General features: G+C 40.2%; 11 protein-coding genes. All 11 read left to right on the top strand.

Annotation, left to right across the window (positions count from 1 at the left end):
* The first annotated feature begins 38 nt into the window (after window positions 1–38).
* The 11 genes from JWQ54_RS21880 (at window position 39) to JWQ54_RS21930 (ending at window position 15,699) form a co-directional block, all read left to right on the top strand.
* The gene (locus tag JWQ54_RS21880) at window positions 39–1,388 is read left to right on the top strand and encodes a glycoside hydrolase family 140 protein (protein ID WP_299589362.1); all 1,350 of its coding nucleotides are present in this window, start codon (window positions 39–41) and stop codon (window positions 1,386–1,388) included.
* Window positions 1,389–1,624: 236 nt separating this feature from the next.
* On the top strand, window positions 1,625–2,917 hold the full coding sequence (locus JWQ54_RS21885; protein ID WP_299589364.1) for a serine/threonine-protein kinase: 1,293 nt from the start codon (window positions 1,625–1,627) through the stop codon (window positions 2,915–2,917).
* Window positions 2,918–2,943: 26 nt separating this feature from the next.
* The gene (locus JWQ54_RS21890; RefSeq protein WP_299589366.1) at window positions 2,944–3,894 is read left to right on the top strand and encodes a hypothetical protein; all 951 of its coding nucleotides are present in this window, start codon (window positions 2,944–2,946) and stop codon (window positions 3,892–3,894) included.
* 96 nt (window positions 3,895–3,990) lie between these two features.
* Complete coding sequence (locus JWQ54_RS21895) at window positions 3,991–5,421, top strand: protein phosphatase 2C domain-containing protein (protein WP_299589367.1); 1,431 nt, start codon at window positions 3,991–3,993, stop codon at window positions 5,419–5,421.
* 1 nt (window position 5,422) lies between these two features.
* Window positions 5,423–9,487: an FtsW/RodA/SpoVE family cell cycle protein gene (locus JWQ54_RS21900; RefSeq protein ID WP_299589369.1), complete on the top strand. Its 4,065-nt coding sequence runs from the start codon at window positions 5,423–5,425 to the stop codon at window positions 9,485–9,487.
* Between the two features lie 26 nt (window positions 9,488–9,513).
* Window positions 9,514–10,302, top strand: a complete 789-nt coding sequence (locus JWQ54_RS21905) for an FHA domain-containing protein (RefSeq protein ID WP_299589371.1) — start codon at window positions 9,514–9,516, stop codon at window positions 10,300–10,302.
* 1 nt (window position 10,303) lies between these two features.
* Window positions 10,304–11,617 (top strand): serine/threonine-protein kinase, encoded by a 1,314-nt coding sequence (locus JWQ54_RS21910; RefSeq protein WP_299589373.1) that lies wholly within the window; start codon window positions 10,304–10,306, stop codon window positions 11,615–11,617.
* A gap of 91 nt (window positions 11,618–11,708) precedes the next feature.
* Window positions 11,709–12,098, top strand: a complete 390-nt coding sequence (locus JWQ54_RS21915; protein ID WP_299589375.1) for a DoxX family membrane protein — start codon at window positions 11,709–11,711, stop codon at window positions 12,096–12,098.
* A 453-nt stretch (window positions 12,099–12,551) separates the two neighbouring features.
* Entirely contained in the window at window positions 12,552–13,025 is a 474-nt protein-coding gene (locus tag JWQ54_RS21920; protein WP_299589377.1) for a DNA starvation/stationary phase protection protein, read from the top strand.
* 163 nt (window positions 13,026–13,188) lie between these two features.
* Window positions 13,189–14,796, top strand: coding sequence for a Na+/H+ antiporter (locus JWQ54_RS21925; RefSeq protein WP_299589379.1), 1,608 nt, complete (start codon window positions 13,189–13,191; stop codon window positions 14,794–14,796).
* 249 nt (window positions 14,797–15,045) lie between these two features.
* Window positions 15,046–15,699: a FadR/GntR family transcriptional regulator gene (locus tag JWQ54_RS21930; RefSeq protein ID WP_299589381.1), complete on the top strand. Its 654-nt coding sequence runs from the start codon at window positions 15,046–15,048 to the stop codon at window positions 15,697–15,699.
* Window positions 15,700–15,825: the final 126 nt, after the last annotated feature.

The following is a 15,825-nucleotide window of genomic DNA, read 5'->3' on the forward strand; positions in this document are numbered from 1 at the left end:
GCACGGCAACGAAACATACATTTTATAAATATCAATTTATGCGGAAATATATTTTTCTATTCTTATTTCTAATTGTTGCTCAATCTTTAAGGGCGCAATTTAGCGTAAGCGATAACCAGCACTTTATTCTTAAAGATGGTAAGCCGTTTTTTTGGCTGGGTGATACCGCCTGGGAGCTTTTTCACAGACTTAACCGGGAAGAGGCCTGTCTTTATTTAAAAACCCGCAGCGAGCAGGGCTTTACAGTGATACAGGCTGTTATTTTGGCTGAAATGGATGGTTTACATACCCCTAATGCTTATGGCGAAAAGCCGCTGATTGATGATGATCCCACAAAACCTAACGAAAAATATTTCGAGCAAGTAGATTATATTATTGATAAGGCTGCAGAATATCATATCAACATTGCCGTTTTACCAACCTGGGCAGATAAAATTAATAAAAGTACCTGGGGGATAGGGCCCGAAATATTTAATCCTCAAAACGCCACTGTTTACGGGGCATGGCTCGCTAATCGATATAAAAACAAAACAAATGTGATTTGGATCCTGGGTGGCGATCGTAATCCACGGAGTGAAAAAGATCTTGCTATTTGGCAGGCTATGGGTAACGCTATAATGAAGGCAACAGATGGTAAAGCGATGATCAGTTACCATGCGCAACCTAACCAGTTAGGATCGGCACAATGGTTCAGGAACGAAAAGTGGTTTGCTTTTAATATATTTCAAAACGGGCATTGCCGTGATGAGGCAATTTATGATAAAATGTTAGCAGCTTACAATGCAAAACCTTTTAAGCCCGAGATAGATGCAGAGCCCATTTATGAAGACCATCCGGTTTGTTTTAATGTTAATGACCTGGGCACCTCCAGCGCATACGATGTGAGGAAGTACGCTTATCTCGACCTGTTTTCCGGTGCTTTTGGTCATACCTATGGCTGCCATGATATCTGGCAGATGAATTCCTCAAAACATGAGCCGGTAAATGGCCCGCATCTATTATGGACTGAAGCCTTACAACTGCCAGGAGCAAAGCAAATGGCCTATGTGAAAAGACTAATGGAATCGCACCCACAGTTGGAACGCGTGCCAGACCAGTCGCTAATTATTGCAAATAATAATACCCCTGCCGAACGGGTGCAAGCTACAAGGGGAAATGATTATGCATTTGTGTATACTGCTGCAGGAAAACCATTTAAGGTTATTTTATCAAAAATAAAAGCAGGCAAGATCCATGCTTACTGGTACGATCCCCGAAATGGCGAAACAACAAACATTGGCGTTATGGAAAATACTGCGCCCCACAAGTTTATTCCACCAACCAGCGGCTACGGTAAAGACTGGGTATTGGTTTTGGACGATGATGCAAAGCATTATGAAATGCTATGATAATTTGAGGGCAATGAATTAAACAATATCATAAGAAATTTTAAGTTATTAAGCCTATAAAAGCAATCAAATCCATTCTGTTAATCAAACACGAATTACATCCACATAACTATTGGATATAAAAGAAATTTACATTATCTTTTTTTGTTTGAAGTTCACTGAAAAGGATTTAAACATAATAGATTTGTTTGCGTTAATAAGTTCAGATAAGGGCAGTTAAAGAGAAGCAATAAAGAATGAGTAAAGTATTTACAATAACAAAGGGATTGGAGAATATGGGTGCCCTGCGTACAGGTGGGCAGGGTTCTGTATATAAGGGTAAACGGATAGGCCCTATAATAACTGCCGTTAAGTTACTGCCTACACCAATACATAGTGAAAGCACAGAAGATAAAAATTACCGGAACTTTTTGAATGAAGTAGAAAAGCTAAAAAAGGTAAATGAGATCCCCAATCCTAATGTGGTTAAGATCTTAAATTCAGGGATCACTGAAAGCGGCTCATTCCCTTTTATAGAGATGGAGTTTATAGAAGGCCCTGACCTGGAAGAATTGCTGAAACCACCACACGAAAAGATCTTTACCATAAAAGAAGTGATAAAGCTGGCCGACCAATTGGCCTGTGCGCTTTCTCATTGTCATAAGGTTGGAGTTAAGCATGGCGATATCAAAGGCAATAATGTAAAATTTAATAATAGTTCCGGAAACTATGTTTTGCTGGATTTTGGCTTGTCCGTAATGTCTGACGAGCAGCGGCGCAGCAGCATGCGGCATGCCGGGGCGATAGAATTTATGGCGCCTGAACAAAATGAGGGTCAAATGTTGTTCCAAACTGATATATACAGTTACGGGGTTATTTTGTATGAATTACTTGCCGGCCAGGTTCCATTCCCATTAAAGGATAATGGTGAAACAGCAAGAAATAATGTAATGCTTTCGCACATGGAATCACCTGTGCCTGATATTTTACAGCTCCGTAAAATAAATTTTCCTGATGATTGGCCTAAACGCGAACTGCAGATCCCGGAATGGCTATTGCAAATGATTGCGAAGTGCCTTGAAAAATCACCCGAAAAAAGGTACGCTAACGGAGCCGAACTGCAAGATGTTATTGCTGAGAGCAGCATTAAAGAAATTAGGGTAGAAGTAGTAAAGGAAATTGCCGCTGCTGCTATACCGCCTGAACCAATAGCGGTACAACGGGAAAATTTGTCGAATCAACCGGGTATGATGCAGATCTCACAGTCTGTATTTGCGGGGTTAATGATCTTATTGATTGGATTTATGGCTTATTCTGCTTACTCACTATTTCGACCGGTTCCTAAAGTAATACCGGTTAGCACAATACTGCCGGATACAGCCCGGATAAATGATAGCTTCAGGCAGGCAGAACGGCAGCGTGTAATTGATTACAGGAATAAGCGAAAACAAACAGATTCAGTTACGAAAAGCACGATAGGCGATATCATTAATGGCGAAAAAGAAAAAAATGCGGCTGATAGTGCAAAAACGGATTCAACAGGGAATTAACCCAATAATAACCAGTAAATAATTAAATGGATCAAAAGACTTCTATCTGGCAACGTATGGGCATACAGGATTGGTTTTTAACTAACCCTGATAATGGTAAATCAAAAAAACAGGTTGTACTTACACCTGATGATGTTTACAATTATGTTATCGCAAAATTTAATGATTCCATCCGTCAGCTATCATTTGCAGACCGGATCGTTTTTTATCACGAGTATATCATCAGCTTTAACACCGAAGATTACAACGAGTTTATAGATAATAAGCAAGGGTTATTAGGTTTGATCGTAAATGAAACGGTAAAGAAGTTTTATGAGTTATTAGGGCAGTACCGCACAGCTGGTAAAACGGTTGTGCCTTCCAGCACTAAATGGGTATTCAGGCTGGTTTCGCATCCGGACTATGCCCGGGGCGATATTGGTTTTATTGGAAAACTGCTTCCCGGGAGCAATAGAAAGGAAGAAAACCTGCGGGTAACATTTATTCCACGCCAAACCGGCATCGCGCAAACTTTTGATATAAGTGAAGATGTGCTTAAAAGCTTTAATTATTATAGTGAAGGTTACTATGAGCTCCCTTATATGGAGGATTTGGATTACGATGAAAAGGGTGCTGTAAAGCCCGGAAAGAAATATCACGCCAGGTTTGAAACAATACTCCCCGAAAAACAGTTTGCCGGAAAAAAGGTGGAGTATATAATGAATGATGATGAAATAATTGTTTCGGGAGAGGAAGAGACACGGGAAGATTCAAATATATTTAAAATACCTACTGAATGGGTAAATACCCCACACCTGCGAATCAGGTTCAATAAATCTGATGGTAAATTTTACCTGGCATCTTTTGGTGAATTAACTATTTTGAATGAACAGGAAATAACCCAAAGCGATATCAACGCGCCTTCGTGGGTTGAGCTTCCTGTAAATTCTAAAATATTATTGAATGGTATTGTAGGTGTTAATCTATTTAAATCATAACATTTATGTCGCAAATTTTATCGGTGGGATTACTGGCTGTTTGTACCGCATTGTTGGCAACTCATTTTTTAGAAATTAAAAAATCCCGTAAGCAAGATGACTGATCAATATTTCGGCATAACCGATACAGGTAAAGAACGTCAAAATAATGAAGATGCCTTTATTGCCCGGCAAGGTGCGGGCAACCGCTTTATCATAGCCTGTGTAATTGATGGCGTTGGCGGCTATGCAGGCGGAGAAGTAGCTGCCGGAATTGCGCGTGAAGCAATTCTTCAGCGGTTGGAAAAACCATCCGGCGATATTATATCTATGATTATTGATTGCTTGGAGCTAGCTAATGAACGTATTATCCAACAAAAGCAACTTAATAAGGACTATGCACAAATGAGCTGCGTTTCAACCCTGGCCTTAGCTGATATTTCAAATAACCAATTTTACTATGCCCATGTGGGCGACACCCGCCTATATTTACTACGGGATGGCTCACTGGTAAAGATCTCGCATGACCAGTCATTTGTTGGGTTCCTTGAAGAATCCGGCAGGTTGTCTGAAGAAGAGGCAATGAATCACCCCAAACGTAACGAGATCAATAAAGCATTAGGTTTTGAAAGTCATTTAGGGAAAAGTACGGACTACATAGAAACAGGGCAATCACCTTTCCTTTCCGGCGACATGCTGCTGTTATGCAGTGATGGCCTAACGGATATGCTCAGCAGCACTGAAATAACCGGGATCCTTACCAGGAAAGGGTCATTAAAAGAAAAAGGTAAGCAGCTTATTGATGCTGCCAACAATAACGGTGGAAGGGATAATGTAACTGTTGTGCTTGTGCACAATGACAAAGCGCCACAACAACACACGGCAACAGCTATTAAGCAACGGGAACCTGCATTTGCTGATACTGCAAGCCATACAATTGAACAACCTGCACCGGATGATAAAGCTGAGCCGCCTGCAACAAAAAGCAGCAAAGGTATTATTGCGGTACTATCTATTCTCATGCTTCTATTTTTAGCAAGTACTTTATACCTGTATCTTCAAAACAAAACATTGAATAGTAATTCGTCAGCAAAACAATCCACTGTGGTTGCCGGTAAAGTTGTAAATGCAGAGCAGCTTAAATTACAGCTGGCAGTTAGCAGTGTTAAGGGACATACACTGACCCTTTCGGATACCGATTATAAAACACCCATTATTATCAGTGATGCTATCCGGATTGACAAGGATACTTTAATTATCAAGGCTAAAGGAAGGATAGTATTTCAAAGTGATTCAGGTTACAAAGGAGTGGCACTTAAGCTATCCGCAAAATGCAAAAGCATTGTTTTGGATAGTTTATCATTTATAAATTTTAATACTGTTGTGTCCCTTGCCAACAATGCATTGGACCTGAAAAATGTAAGGTTTGTAAATTGTAAGCAAAGTATTCAAAGTGAGTTGACTTTTGCTGATAAAAAATACATCAGCGGTAAATTACCTTATTTGGTAATGAGATCAGATTCCTTACCTTTTAGCAATAAAAAATAGAATGGGGTTAAGAAAAAAAGAAGGTTTATTTCTTGTGTTTTCAGCCATAATGCTGGGCTTGTTATTTATCCGCTTGTTTTTGGTATTGCAGCAAAACTTTAGTGATGTTGACCAGCGTTTAAAAGATGGGACAATGGTTAACCTTAATGCAGCTAATCCTGCACAGAATTTACGAAAACTGCTTGAAAAAGGATATTATTTTGAAGATCCGAAAGATATAGACCTGATTGAAAGCGTTGTTGCTGAAAAAAGTAAAACCCTCAAAAAATTCGATAATATTGGCGAGTTAAACAAACAGGCTTATTATGTTGATGCTGATGACGCTTTTAGCCGCGGCGGAAAATCCTTTAAGGATAGGGTCCTTGTTTCCCGCACGTTATTAGGTTACACAGGAGATGACTCTGTTCGCTTTACACAGGAAAGAAGTAACCCACCAGTTTTACCCGCTACAACTGATGTTGAGCTTATCGGCAATAGCATGTCGGGCACTGTGCTCAATAAATCTGCACCCGTTGCAGGTGTGCTGGTAAGGCTCCAAATGGTATTACCACAGGACAGTCTTTATAATGATGAAGAAAGCGACCAGGTAAAAAAACAGATAAAAACCGGCAAAGGCTATAAAATTGCTTATATATTAGATGCGCAAGGTAAAACGCATTTACAATCATTAACCGCATTTGCCCGTACTGATGCACAGGGTGAATTTACCTTTAAAAATTTACCTGCCAATAAAGCATTTGAAATTTTGCCGTTACAACCCGGATTCCAATTTGGCAGGTCATTAGGTACAGAGAATCTCGATAAAGATGAAGCATTTACCTTTCATCAGTCGCTACATACCATCACGCTATTGGCTTCAAAAGATTTCAGGATCCTTAAAAAGGAAAAGGCTTTAATTATCCGCACACCGGCTGAGTTTAATTTTTGGTACTGGATAATTGTGGCATCTTTTTTTGTTTGCTTTTTTATCCTCCATTTAACTTTAAGCTGGAAGTTTCCTGGTGCCGATCAAATTATTTTGCCTTTAATAATGCTGCTTTCGGGGATCTCATTCTTAACCTTGTTAAATTTACAGGACCCATTACGCGACCGTTTTTTTGCAAAAGATTCCCTCATTTACCTGGGGATGGGATTTGTAACAATTATCTTGCTTCTGCAATTTAATCTTCGCCGTTTTACATCAGATTCCGGCTTATACCGGATGTTTGTTTTTAAAAACAATCGTAAGGCGGCTAATGGATGGCCATGGATCATCCTGGCAATGGGGTTACTACTGCTTACCATTCGTTTTGGATCGGGTCCTGAAGGAAGTGGTGTAAAAGTCAACCTGTTTGGTGTTCAACCCAGCGAAATAGTTAAATACCTTGTAATTATATTTTTAGCAGGTTTTTTTGCGACGAATGAAAAATTTATCAGTGAATATACCAGCTGGAAAAAAAGATGGTCGTTTTTTTCATTCGCAGTTATCTCCATTGCTTTCACACTATTATTATTCCTGTTACTTGGCGATATGGGCCCGGCAATTGTGATCTGTTTTACTTTTATCATCCTGTTCTCTTTTTCAAGAGGCGATTTCATGTTTATGACTGGTGCCGTTGTTTTTTACGTGCTGGTATCCTGGATCTTTAAAAATGTATTGCTGTCTACGGGGCTTACTGTAGCCATGGTGTTATTTGTTTTTTTATCAAAGCGTAAAACCTTGAGTGAGTCGGCTATAATGGCGCTGGTTATTATTTCAGGGTTTTTAACTATAGATAAGATCCCTTACCTGGATAAATTAATCCCCGGGCCTGTGCAGCGATTGGTTGACAGAAAAGCAATATGGCAGGATGCCTGGAATAACGAGGTTTATGGGGGTGATCAGGTAGCAAACGGGTTATGGGCCATGACTGGCGGGGGCGCAACCGGACAAGGTGTAGGGGAGGGGTTCGCGAAGACTATTCCTGAAGCACATACAGACATGATATTACCGGCTATTGGCGAAAGCTTCGGATGGACGGGGATTGTAAGCATATTCTTATTGTTTTTATTATACCTGCACCGGTCAATTATTATAGGCCGGCAAACCGGTACTCCCTTCCTGTTTTATTTATGCGCAGGGATAGGTATTTGTACTTTTATCCAATTTTTATTGATCGCAGGTGGCTCAACGGGGGCTTTACCTTTATCTGGTGTAGCGCTGCCTTTTGAAAGCTATGGAGGATCATCTCTCGTTGCCAATTTCCTCGCTGCCGGGTTTTTATTATCTGCCTCGCTGGTTAAAGGCTCATCTGTTCAAATGGCTTTTATCACAAAGCAGCAGGACAGGAATTTAGTGCCTGCGTTATTAGCAGCTTGTATAGGTGTTTTGCTGTTGATAGTTAATATATCGGGGTACTTGTTTGACAGTAAAACATGGATAGTAAAACCGGCATTGGTTGCTGACAGAAGTGGCGGGCGCATGTTTAGCTATAATCCGCGTTTGGCCATTTTAATGAATAAGTTACAGGCCGGGACATTATATGACCGGCAGGGACGCATAATGGCTACCAGCAATCCCGGCCTGATACGAAAACAGGAGCGCGTATTAAATGCAGCGGGAGCAGAACATTATGACCTGGATTCGGCAATGCATAAACGCCTCTCCCGGTATTATCCATTTGAAGATCAAATGTTTTTTTGGACAGGGGATGTAAATACAGGTGTTTTTAATGGCAGCACTAACGGCTATTTTGCAGAGTATGAGCATGCTGCCGAACTGCGTGGCTTTAAAATGCCAACAACCAGCTATAATGTACATGCCAACCGTTTCAGGGAAGACCGCTTTTTGCCTATTGGTGTAAAAGAAATGTCAGTAAGCAAAAATGATTACAGCGCATTGGCGCCATTACTTATTGCCGGGATAAACAGTGCTGATGTTGAAACTTTCAAGAAAAGGAACCGCGATGTGCAGCTCACTGTGGACGCTGAACTTCAAACCGGCATCCAAAGATCAATAGCTGCCGATACTTCACTTAACGATAACCGGGTATCAGTGGTAATTATGCAAGCTACAACGGGGGATGTGCTGGCTTCGGCGGTATATCCTTTACCACCCGTTCATAATTATGACCAGCTGACCATGCCAGTGTCTGAACAGAATAAACTTTCGCAATGGATAACAACCAGTGATCTTGGTTTTACTTATGCAACTCAGCCAGGCTCAACGGCAAAGGTTTTAACTGCCATGGCATCATTTAATAAACTTGGCTTAGCAGCCAATGATGTGAAGTTTCATGTAAGCACAGAGGAGCGGATCCGTACCAGGGGTATTGAACCGGACGAAACCGGAGTTATCAGTTTGGAGCGGGCAATTGCCAAATCAAACAACGTTTACTTCATAAAGCTGGCGAACGAAGAACATTTACAGGAAGATATGGCTACATTGTACCTGAAGGCAGGCATGTTCCTGCATGGGGTTGGAGGTTATTTCTACAATAAAAAACCTGAAAATACAGACCAGGAAGATAAATGGCGCAAACTTTGGCGTAAAACAGAGTTTAACACCAAACCAAAATACGACCCCAACAATATCCATAAAACCCGTGCAAAAGGAATCTCGGGTATGGCATGGGGACAGGGTGAGCTTATTGCAACTCCCGCAGCGGTAGCAAGGCTGGTTTCGAGTGTGGCCAACAATGGCTCGTTGGTTGCCAATCGCTTTGTTATAAAGGTAAATGATACCCTGCAGCCTGTTAAAGGCAGTATTAAGCTGGCAAATGACCCGCGATATGCAGCGTTGCTTACTAAATATATGATTGAACAAAGTGCGCCCAAGGAGGAAATATTGGGTTTGAAAGTGGCTGGTAAAACCGGTACACCAGAAAGGATCTGGAAAGGCAATAGTATTAACGATGGCTGGTATGTGTTTTTTGCTCCAATGGCAAAAGTAAAGGGTAACATTGTGGTTTGTATCCGGGTTGAATCAACCAAAGGGTCATCAGATGCGGTAAGGCTTGCAGGGCAGCACGTGATACCTTTGTTAATAAAAGAAGGATATATTAAAAGTATTGTTCCGCTTGATGAAACAGGAACGGCAGATGAATAGTTATATTCAAATAATTAAAGGTTAGTATGTTTGATATATTTAAACGAAAAGAAGATAAAGCTCCTCAGGATGTAAAAAGTTTAAGGGATGCACTGCTACGCATGGTGAAAGAGCAATTACAGAAATCAGAAGGTGGCGAGGGACGGCATATTAAGGGAATTCATCTTTTTATTAGTGCTGATGCTGCCGAAAAACATCTGTACGAAGCAGCTGTTTACCTGGAAGAAAAAGATAAATTTAAAGATGAGATCCAAAGGATAGCCGACGATTTTGCACTGGATCTGCCGGAAAATTGGGTGATGGAAATCAGCTTTAATGAAGAAATTCCGCCCGAAGCTATTAAAGCTGATGCACTGAACGCTGCTATATTTATCCGGACAAAAGATCACAACATTCAAAGATCGGCTTCGGCATATATCAGGATATTAAATGGCGAAGCTGAAAAGAATGAATACGAGATAAATTCTTCTGACGGCAAGATAAATATAGGCCGCGAAAGTAAAGCACAAGTAAATGACGGTTTTTTCAGGTTGAATCAAATTGCATTTCCCGGAGATAGCAAAAATGAAAGTAATAAATTTATAAGCAGGCAGCATGCACATATAGAATGGAGCAACGAAGATGGTTGTTTCATGCTTTATGCTGATGAAGGGGGCATTCCTCCCGGCAATAAAATTAAGATCAAATCCATAGATAACGAAAATTTGATAAAGCTGCACTCCACTCATATTGGCCATAAACTAAATGAAGGCGACCAGGTTATCTTAGGCGAATCGGCTGTTGTAGAATTTAGCTATCATCCGTCAGCAGGTTAAGATGAGTAAGATATTTACCATAACAGAAGGATTAGAGAACATGGGCGCCTTGCGAACGGGCGGGCAAGGTTCTGTGTACAAGGGCAGGCGGTTAGGGCCTATTATCAGCGCTGTAAAATTGCTGCCAACACCAATCCATAGTGAAAGTACGGATGATCACAACTATAGCAATTTTTTGAATGAAGTTGAAAAGCTGAAAAAAGTAAATGAAATACCTAATCCCAATGTAGTTAAAATTTTAAATTCGGGAATTACGGAAAGCGGTTCCCTGCCATTTATAGAAATGGAATTTATTGAAGGTCCTGACCTGGGCGAACTGTTGAAAAAACCGCATGAAGCGATATTTACAATTAAGGAAGTAATAAAACTGGCTGATCAGCTGGCATGTGCGCTTTCCCATTGCCATAAGATAGGAGTAAAGCACGGCGATATTAAAAGCAATAATGTAAAGTTCAATATCCACTCCGGAAACTATGTGTTGCTTGATTTTGGATTATCTGTAATGTCAGACGAGCAAAGGCGAAGCAGTATGCGCCATGCCGGTGCAATTGAATTTATGGCTCCGGAGCAAAGTGATGGGAAAATGTTATTTCAGACGGATATTTACAGTTACGGGATTGTGCTGTATGAATTACTTGCCGGACAAGTACCCTTTCCCTTAAAAGATAATGGAGAAACTGCTCGGAATACGGTCATGCTTTCACATCTTGAAAAGCCTGTTCCCGATGTACTTGAACTGCGCCGGGAGAACTTGCCTGAGTCATGGTCAGCGGCACAGCAGGAAAAGGAGATGCGGGTGCCTGCATGGCTATTGCAAATAATTGCCAAATGCCTTGAAAAATCTCCCAAAGATCGTTATGCTAATGGAACAGAACTGCATGAGGCAATAATCGAAAATAGTATCTCCGAAAGTTATGATGGTGCTGCAAATACTATAATTGCTTTAAAATCTGAAAATGAAAAACTACAGCAGCAATTGTTAGCTTATCAACAGGCCGAAACATCAAAAAAAAGTAAGATTAATATTCCTAAACCTGTATTTGCCGGTCTGGTTATATTGCTCATCTGTTCGCTATCCTACGGATTGTTTAAAGCATCCCCGGCAAAAAGTCCTAATTTGCCCGTTAAGGATACTTCCACACTATTGCAAAAAAAAGTATTACCAGTAACAAGCTCAAATAAAACAAAGTCTCAGATTACGATAGATTCTGCAAAGAAGGACACAGCTAAATCAACAGTTAAGAAGCCTCTCGCTCATAAAAAAAGGCTTCTGCATAAGAAAAAGAAATTTCTTGGAATTTTTCCAATTAAATAAAAACGCGTAATGAGTATCAGGTTTTAGATGAAATTGTATAAATATCTACTTAACTATATTTGAAATTAATTCATATTAACAGCAATTCCCTATGAAAATTACAGTATTGATTTCCCGAATTCTGCTTGGTTTTATTTACCTGGTGTTCGGCCTTGATTTTTTTCTGCATTTTATACCGTATCAGCCCCTGCATACTGGCAAAGCAGGAGCTTTTATTGCCGGACTTAAGGGGACAGGCTATTTTTATCCTATGCTAAAGATTGTGCAGATAATAGGAGGGATATCGTTGATAATCAACCGTTATGTCCCATTTTTTGCCGTTGTACTTTTCCCGGTCAGTTTAAATGTCTTGCTATTTCATACCTTTTTAGTGCCTTCCGGCTGGTTAATGGGTGTTACGCTAATTGTACCTAATCTGCTTTTAGGGTATGCGTACCGCAAGTATTATAGTGGTATGTTTGTTGCCACTCCGATTCTATAAGTAATTCAAAACCAAGCTTACAATCTTTCAAAGTTGAACATGGTTGGACTACAAACAAAATAACTTAAATTGTATATGATATCAGCAGAATAATATTGAGTTAAACTTTAATTTAGTAAGTTTAAAGTAATTTATGACGGGGATATTGTCTGCTGCAGCGCAACCACTATTCATTTAACAGTCTAAGCTCTTTTGGTTGCTTACATTATGAAGTTGGGGTGTTGTGATGCAACAGCTATAATTTACAGCTTCCGCGTTATTAAGGATTTTGTTTGATTTGATGAGATTTAGCTATAAGGTAACAGAAAATTATAAATTCAGCTTCATCAGGCAAAGCCACAGTGTATGTCATTGAATCTAATAATAAACTAAAAGGAATTTTACTAACCGGTTACGGAATAAAGTAACACTTTTTAATCAACTACAAATTTAAAACTCATTAATTTTACTACAATGGAACCAAGAATTGGAATTACACCGGAAAATCTTTCTAAAGTAGCACACGCTTTAAACATAGTTTTAGCAGATGAATTTTTACTTTACACTAAAACAAGGAACGCACATTGGAATGTGGAAGGGGCAGATTTTCACAGTAAACATTTATTTTTTGAAGCACAGTACGAACAATTGGATGAGATTATGGATAGTGTAGCGGAACGCATCCGTTCATTAGGGCACTATGCCCCGGCTACGCTTAAGGCTTTTTTGGAGTTAACCCATATTTCAGAACGCTTACATGAGCACAATGATGGAATAGGTTTTATAGCTGAGCTATTGAGTGATCATGAGAGCCTGATCATTCATTTGAGAGAGAATATTAACTATTTTGCGGAGGAATTGAAAGATCTTGGTACCAGCGACTATATTACAGGGTTGATGGAAACGCACGAAAAAATGGCATGGATGCTCAGATCGCATATAAAATAATATTGCTGCTGCATAAATTAAAAGGCCGCGAATTTCGTGGCCTTTTAATTTGTATTAATTATCTACATGATGCCGCAATCAAGACTTATTCAAGGTAATAACTGTGTATTATCATTATAAGCGAAGAAAATCTTACCTTGGTAACTATAAATAATAACAGTCTATGCAAGAAAATCTATTGCTTTGTTTAGGTCTGATTATGAGTGTGTCATTTTTGGTGCTTCTTGCCAGAAAGCTGTCAATTGCTTATCCTATATTCCTTGTAATTGCCGGACTTGCTTTTAGCTTTATTCCGGGGATCCCTGGTATTCATATAGATCCTAACCTTGTGTTTCTTATCGTTCTCCCGCCTGTTTTATTTGATGCAGCGCAAAATACATCATGGAAAGCTTTATGGAAATGGCGGCGTATTGTCAGCGTGATGGCTTTGGGCTATGTGCTGCTTACTTCAACCGTTGTTGCCTTTGCTTCCTGCTGGCTTATTCCTGGCTTTACACTATCACTGGGCTTTTTGTTGGGTGCCATTATCTCCCCTCCTGATGCTGCCGCAGCTACGGCAGTACTGCAATACGTCCGGTTACCCAAAGGCCTCGTATCCATCCTTGAAGGAGAAAGTCTTCTTAACGACGCAACAAGCCTAACAGTTTTCCGTTTTGCACTTGCCGCAATTATTACCAATGATTTTATCTGGTACAACGCTGTAGGTAATTTTGTCCTCGTTTCCCTTTCCGGAATCGCAATTGGGCTGTTCTTTGGCCTGGTGTTTTATGCGTTTTACAAGTGGCTGCCGACCACGTCTAATCTGGATATTGCCCTTTCATTTGTATTACCCTATCTGATCTACCTAACTGCTGAAACGGCTCATTCCTCCGGCGTGCTGGCAGTGGTCAGTGGTGGCTTATTTATTTCTTATCAAAATCATTTTATTTTCTCCCACAGTAGCCGGCTTAAATCCAATGCGGTTTGGCCAGCTATTATTTTTATACTAAACGCGGTTATATTTTTTCTGATTGGATTGCAGCTTCCCGAAATTATGGGAGGCATAAAAAATATGGCTCTTTCCCATGCGCTGGAAATCGCTTTAATTATTTCTCTTCTCATTATAGCGACCAGACTGCTGGCAGGTTATTTTTCTTCCATCTTTACTTCCTTCATCAGCCGTTATATAACAGTGGCCGTAAGCCACCCTGGTTGGAGAAATCCGATGATCGTCAGTTGGGCAGGTATGCGTGGGGTTGTATCCCTCGCATCTGCGCTTGCGATTCCCCTTATGCTTCCGGGCGGACAGACTTTTCCTTATCGTAATCTTATCTTGTTTATTACGTTTATCGTTATTATTGTAACCCTTGTTGGACAAGGTCTTGCCTTGCCATGGATCATCAGAATTGTAAAGCCTGAAAGCCTTCCGGGAGAAAAGCAGGATGACCAGCAGGTACTGGAGATAGATCAGCAATTATTATCCGCTGCAATTGCCGAACTCAATTCAAAGTATTCAAAGGAACTGGAGGGAAATGGTTTGCTCAAAAATAGAATGGAACTGCTGACCTATAAGGTTGGTATTTATGAAAGCCTTGGCGATGACCAGAAAAAAAAGCACGAAGCTTTGGCCATGATTAAACGTTTCAAAAAGGTCATGATGCAGGTCACTGAGCATGAAAGGAAGCAGCTTCGTGTTTTTCGTCACAAGGAAGAATTCGATGATGATATTATCCGCCTTATCGAAAAGCGGCTGGACCTGGAGGAGGAAAGGCTGGAGGAAGACATTGAATAAGCGGCGCGGCTCCTGTGATGGATAAAGATAAAGGTCAGTCCGCGCATCGCGCGCTAATGGCAAATAATAAGCCCCTGAACGGACGAATATAGCAGAAGTATTACTAACCGCCTGCATTTCTTAAAGAAGTGGTAGCAGCTGTCGTGGCTGGGATGCTTTGTAACAATTTAATAACAATAAGAATGTTTTCAAACAAAACATCTGATGTTTAAATAATACATCGTATGTTTGTATCGTTAAAGAATTAACATGAAGACTTTAGAAAAATTGAGTGACCAGGTAACCAATAAGATAAGGCATGATATAGATCAGGATAAATATAAGGCAGGTGAAAAGATACCGGCTGAACCTGAATTGATGAAGCTGTATGGTGTGGGCCGTTCAACTATAAGAGAGGCTATTAAAACGCTTGCCATGACAGGTATTCTAACGGTACAGCAGGGTTCCGGTACTTTTGTATGTGACAATATTCAAAACGAAACAATTGATCAACGTTTACGAAGGGCCGATTTTGACGAGATCAATGCAGTAAGAAAATTGCTGGAAGATGAAATGGTAAGACTGGCCCTGAAGAACCATACTGAGGAAGATTTGGAAGATATGAAACAAAGCCTCGAAAACAGAAAATTAGCCATACTTTCTGAGCAACGACAGGCATGCGTTGATGCGGATATTGCCTTTCATATTGCCATTGCCAGGGCTTCTTCAAACAAAGTACTCGCTGATCTTTATCAAAATTTTACTGCAATTATCCGCGATTTCTTCTCCAAAAGAGAAGTTCGGGGCATCAGTCATTTTGCAATGAGCCATCACTTACATGAGCAATTATTTGAAGCAATCAAGAATAAAAAAGAAAAACTGGCACAACAGGTGCTTGATAAAATTATAGAGAATAACTACTAAAAATAATCCCCTATTTTAAAATAATAACAAACATGAAAAAGGCACTGCATGCCATATTAAAACTTTTACTTGTCCTGGCAATCTTTTTAGGATTGCAGGGACGGGTATTGGTGCGCTATGCAGAGA

The organism is Mucilaginibacter sp. (assembly GCF_028288225.1).
Lineage (GTDB): Bacteria > Bacteroidota > Bacteroidia > Sphingobacteriales > Sphingobacteriaceae > Mucilaginibacter.

Coding starts and splice junctions, on each gene's coding strand:
- JWQ54_RS21910 (WP_299589373.1), top strand. CDS start 10,304: ATGAGTAAGATATTTACCATAACAGAAGGATTAGAGAACATGGGCGCC.
- JWQ54_RS21915 (WP_299589375.1), top strand. CDS start 11,709: ATGAAAATTACAGTATTGATTTCCCGAATTCTGCTTGGTTTTATTTAC.
- JWQ54_RS21920 (WP_299589377.1), top strand. CDS start 12,552: ATGGAACCAAGAATTGGAATTACACCGGAAAATCTTTCTAAAGTAGCA.
- JWQ54_RS21925 (WP_299589379.1), top strand. CDS start 13,189: ATGCAAGAAAATCTATTGCTTTGTTTAGGTCTGATTATGAGTGTGTCA.
- JWQ54_RS21890 (WP_299589366.1), top strand. CDS start 2,944: ATGGATCAAAAGACTTCTATCTGGCAACGTATGGGCATACAGGATTGG.
- JWQ54_RS21895 (WP_299589367.1), top strand. CDS start 3,991: ATGACTGATCAATATTTCGGCATAACCGATACAGGTAAAGAACGTCAA.
- JWQ54_RS21905 (WP_299589371.1), top strand. CDS start 9,514: ATGTTTGATATATTTAAACGAAAAGAAGATAAAGCTCCTCAGGATGTA.
- JWQ54_RS21930 (WP_299589381.1), top strand. CDS start 15,046: ATGAAGACTTTAGAAAAATTGAGTGACCAGGTAACCAATAAGATAAGG.
- JWQ54_RS21885 (WP_299589364.1), top strand. CDS start 1,625: ATGAGTAAAGTATTTACAATAACAAAGGGATTGGAGAATATGGGTGCC.
- JWQ54_RS21880 (WP_299589362.1), top strand. CDS start 39: ATGCGGAAATATATTTTTCTATTCTTATTTCTAATTGTTGCTCAATCT.
- JWQ54_RS21900 (WP_299589369.1), top strand. CDS start 5,423: ATGGGGTTAAGAAAAAAAGAAGGTTTATTTCTTGTGTTTTCAGCCATA.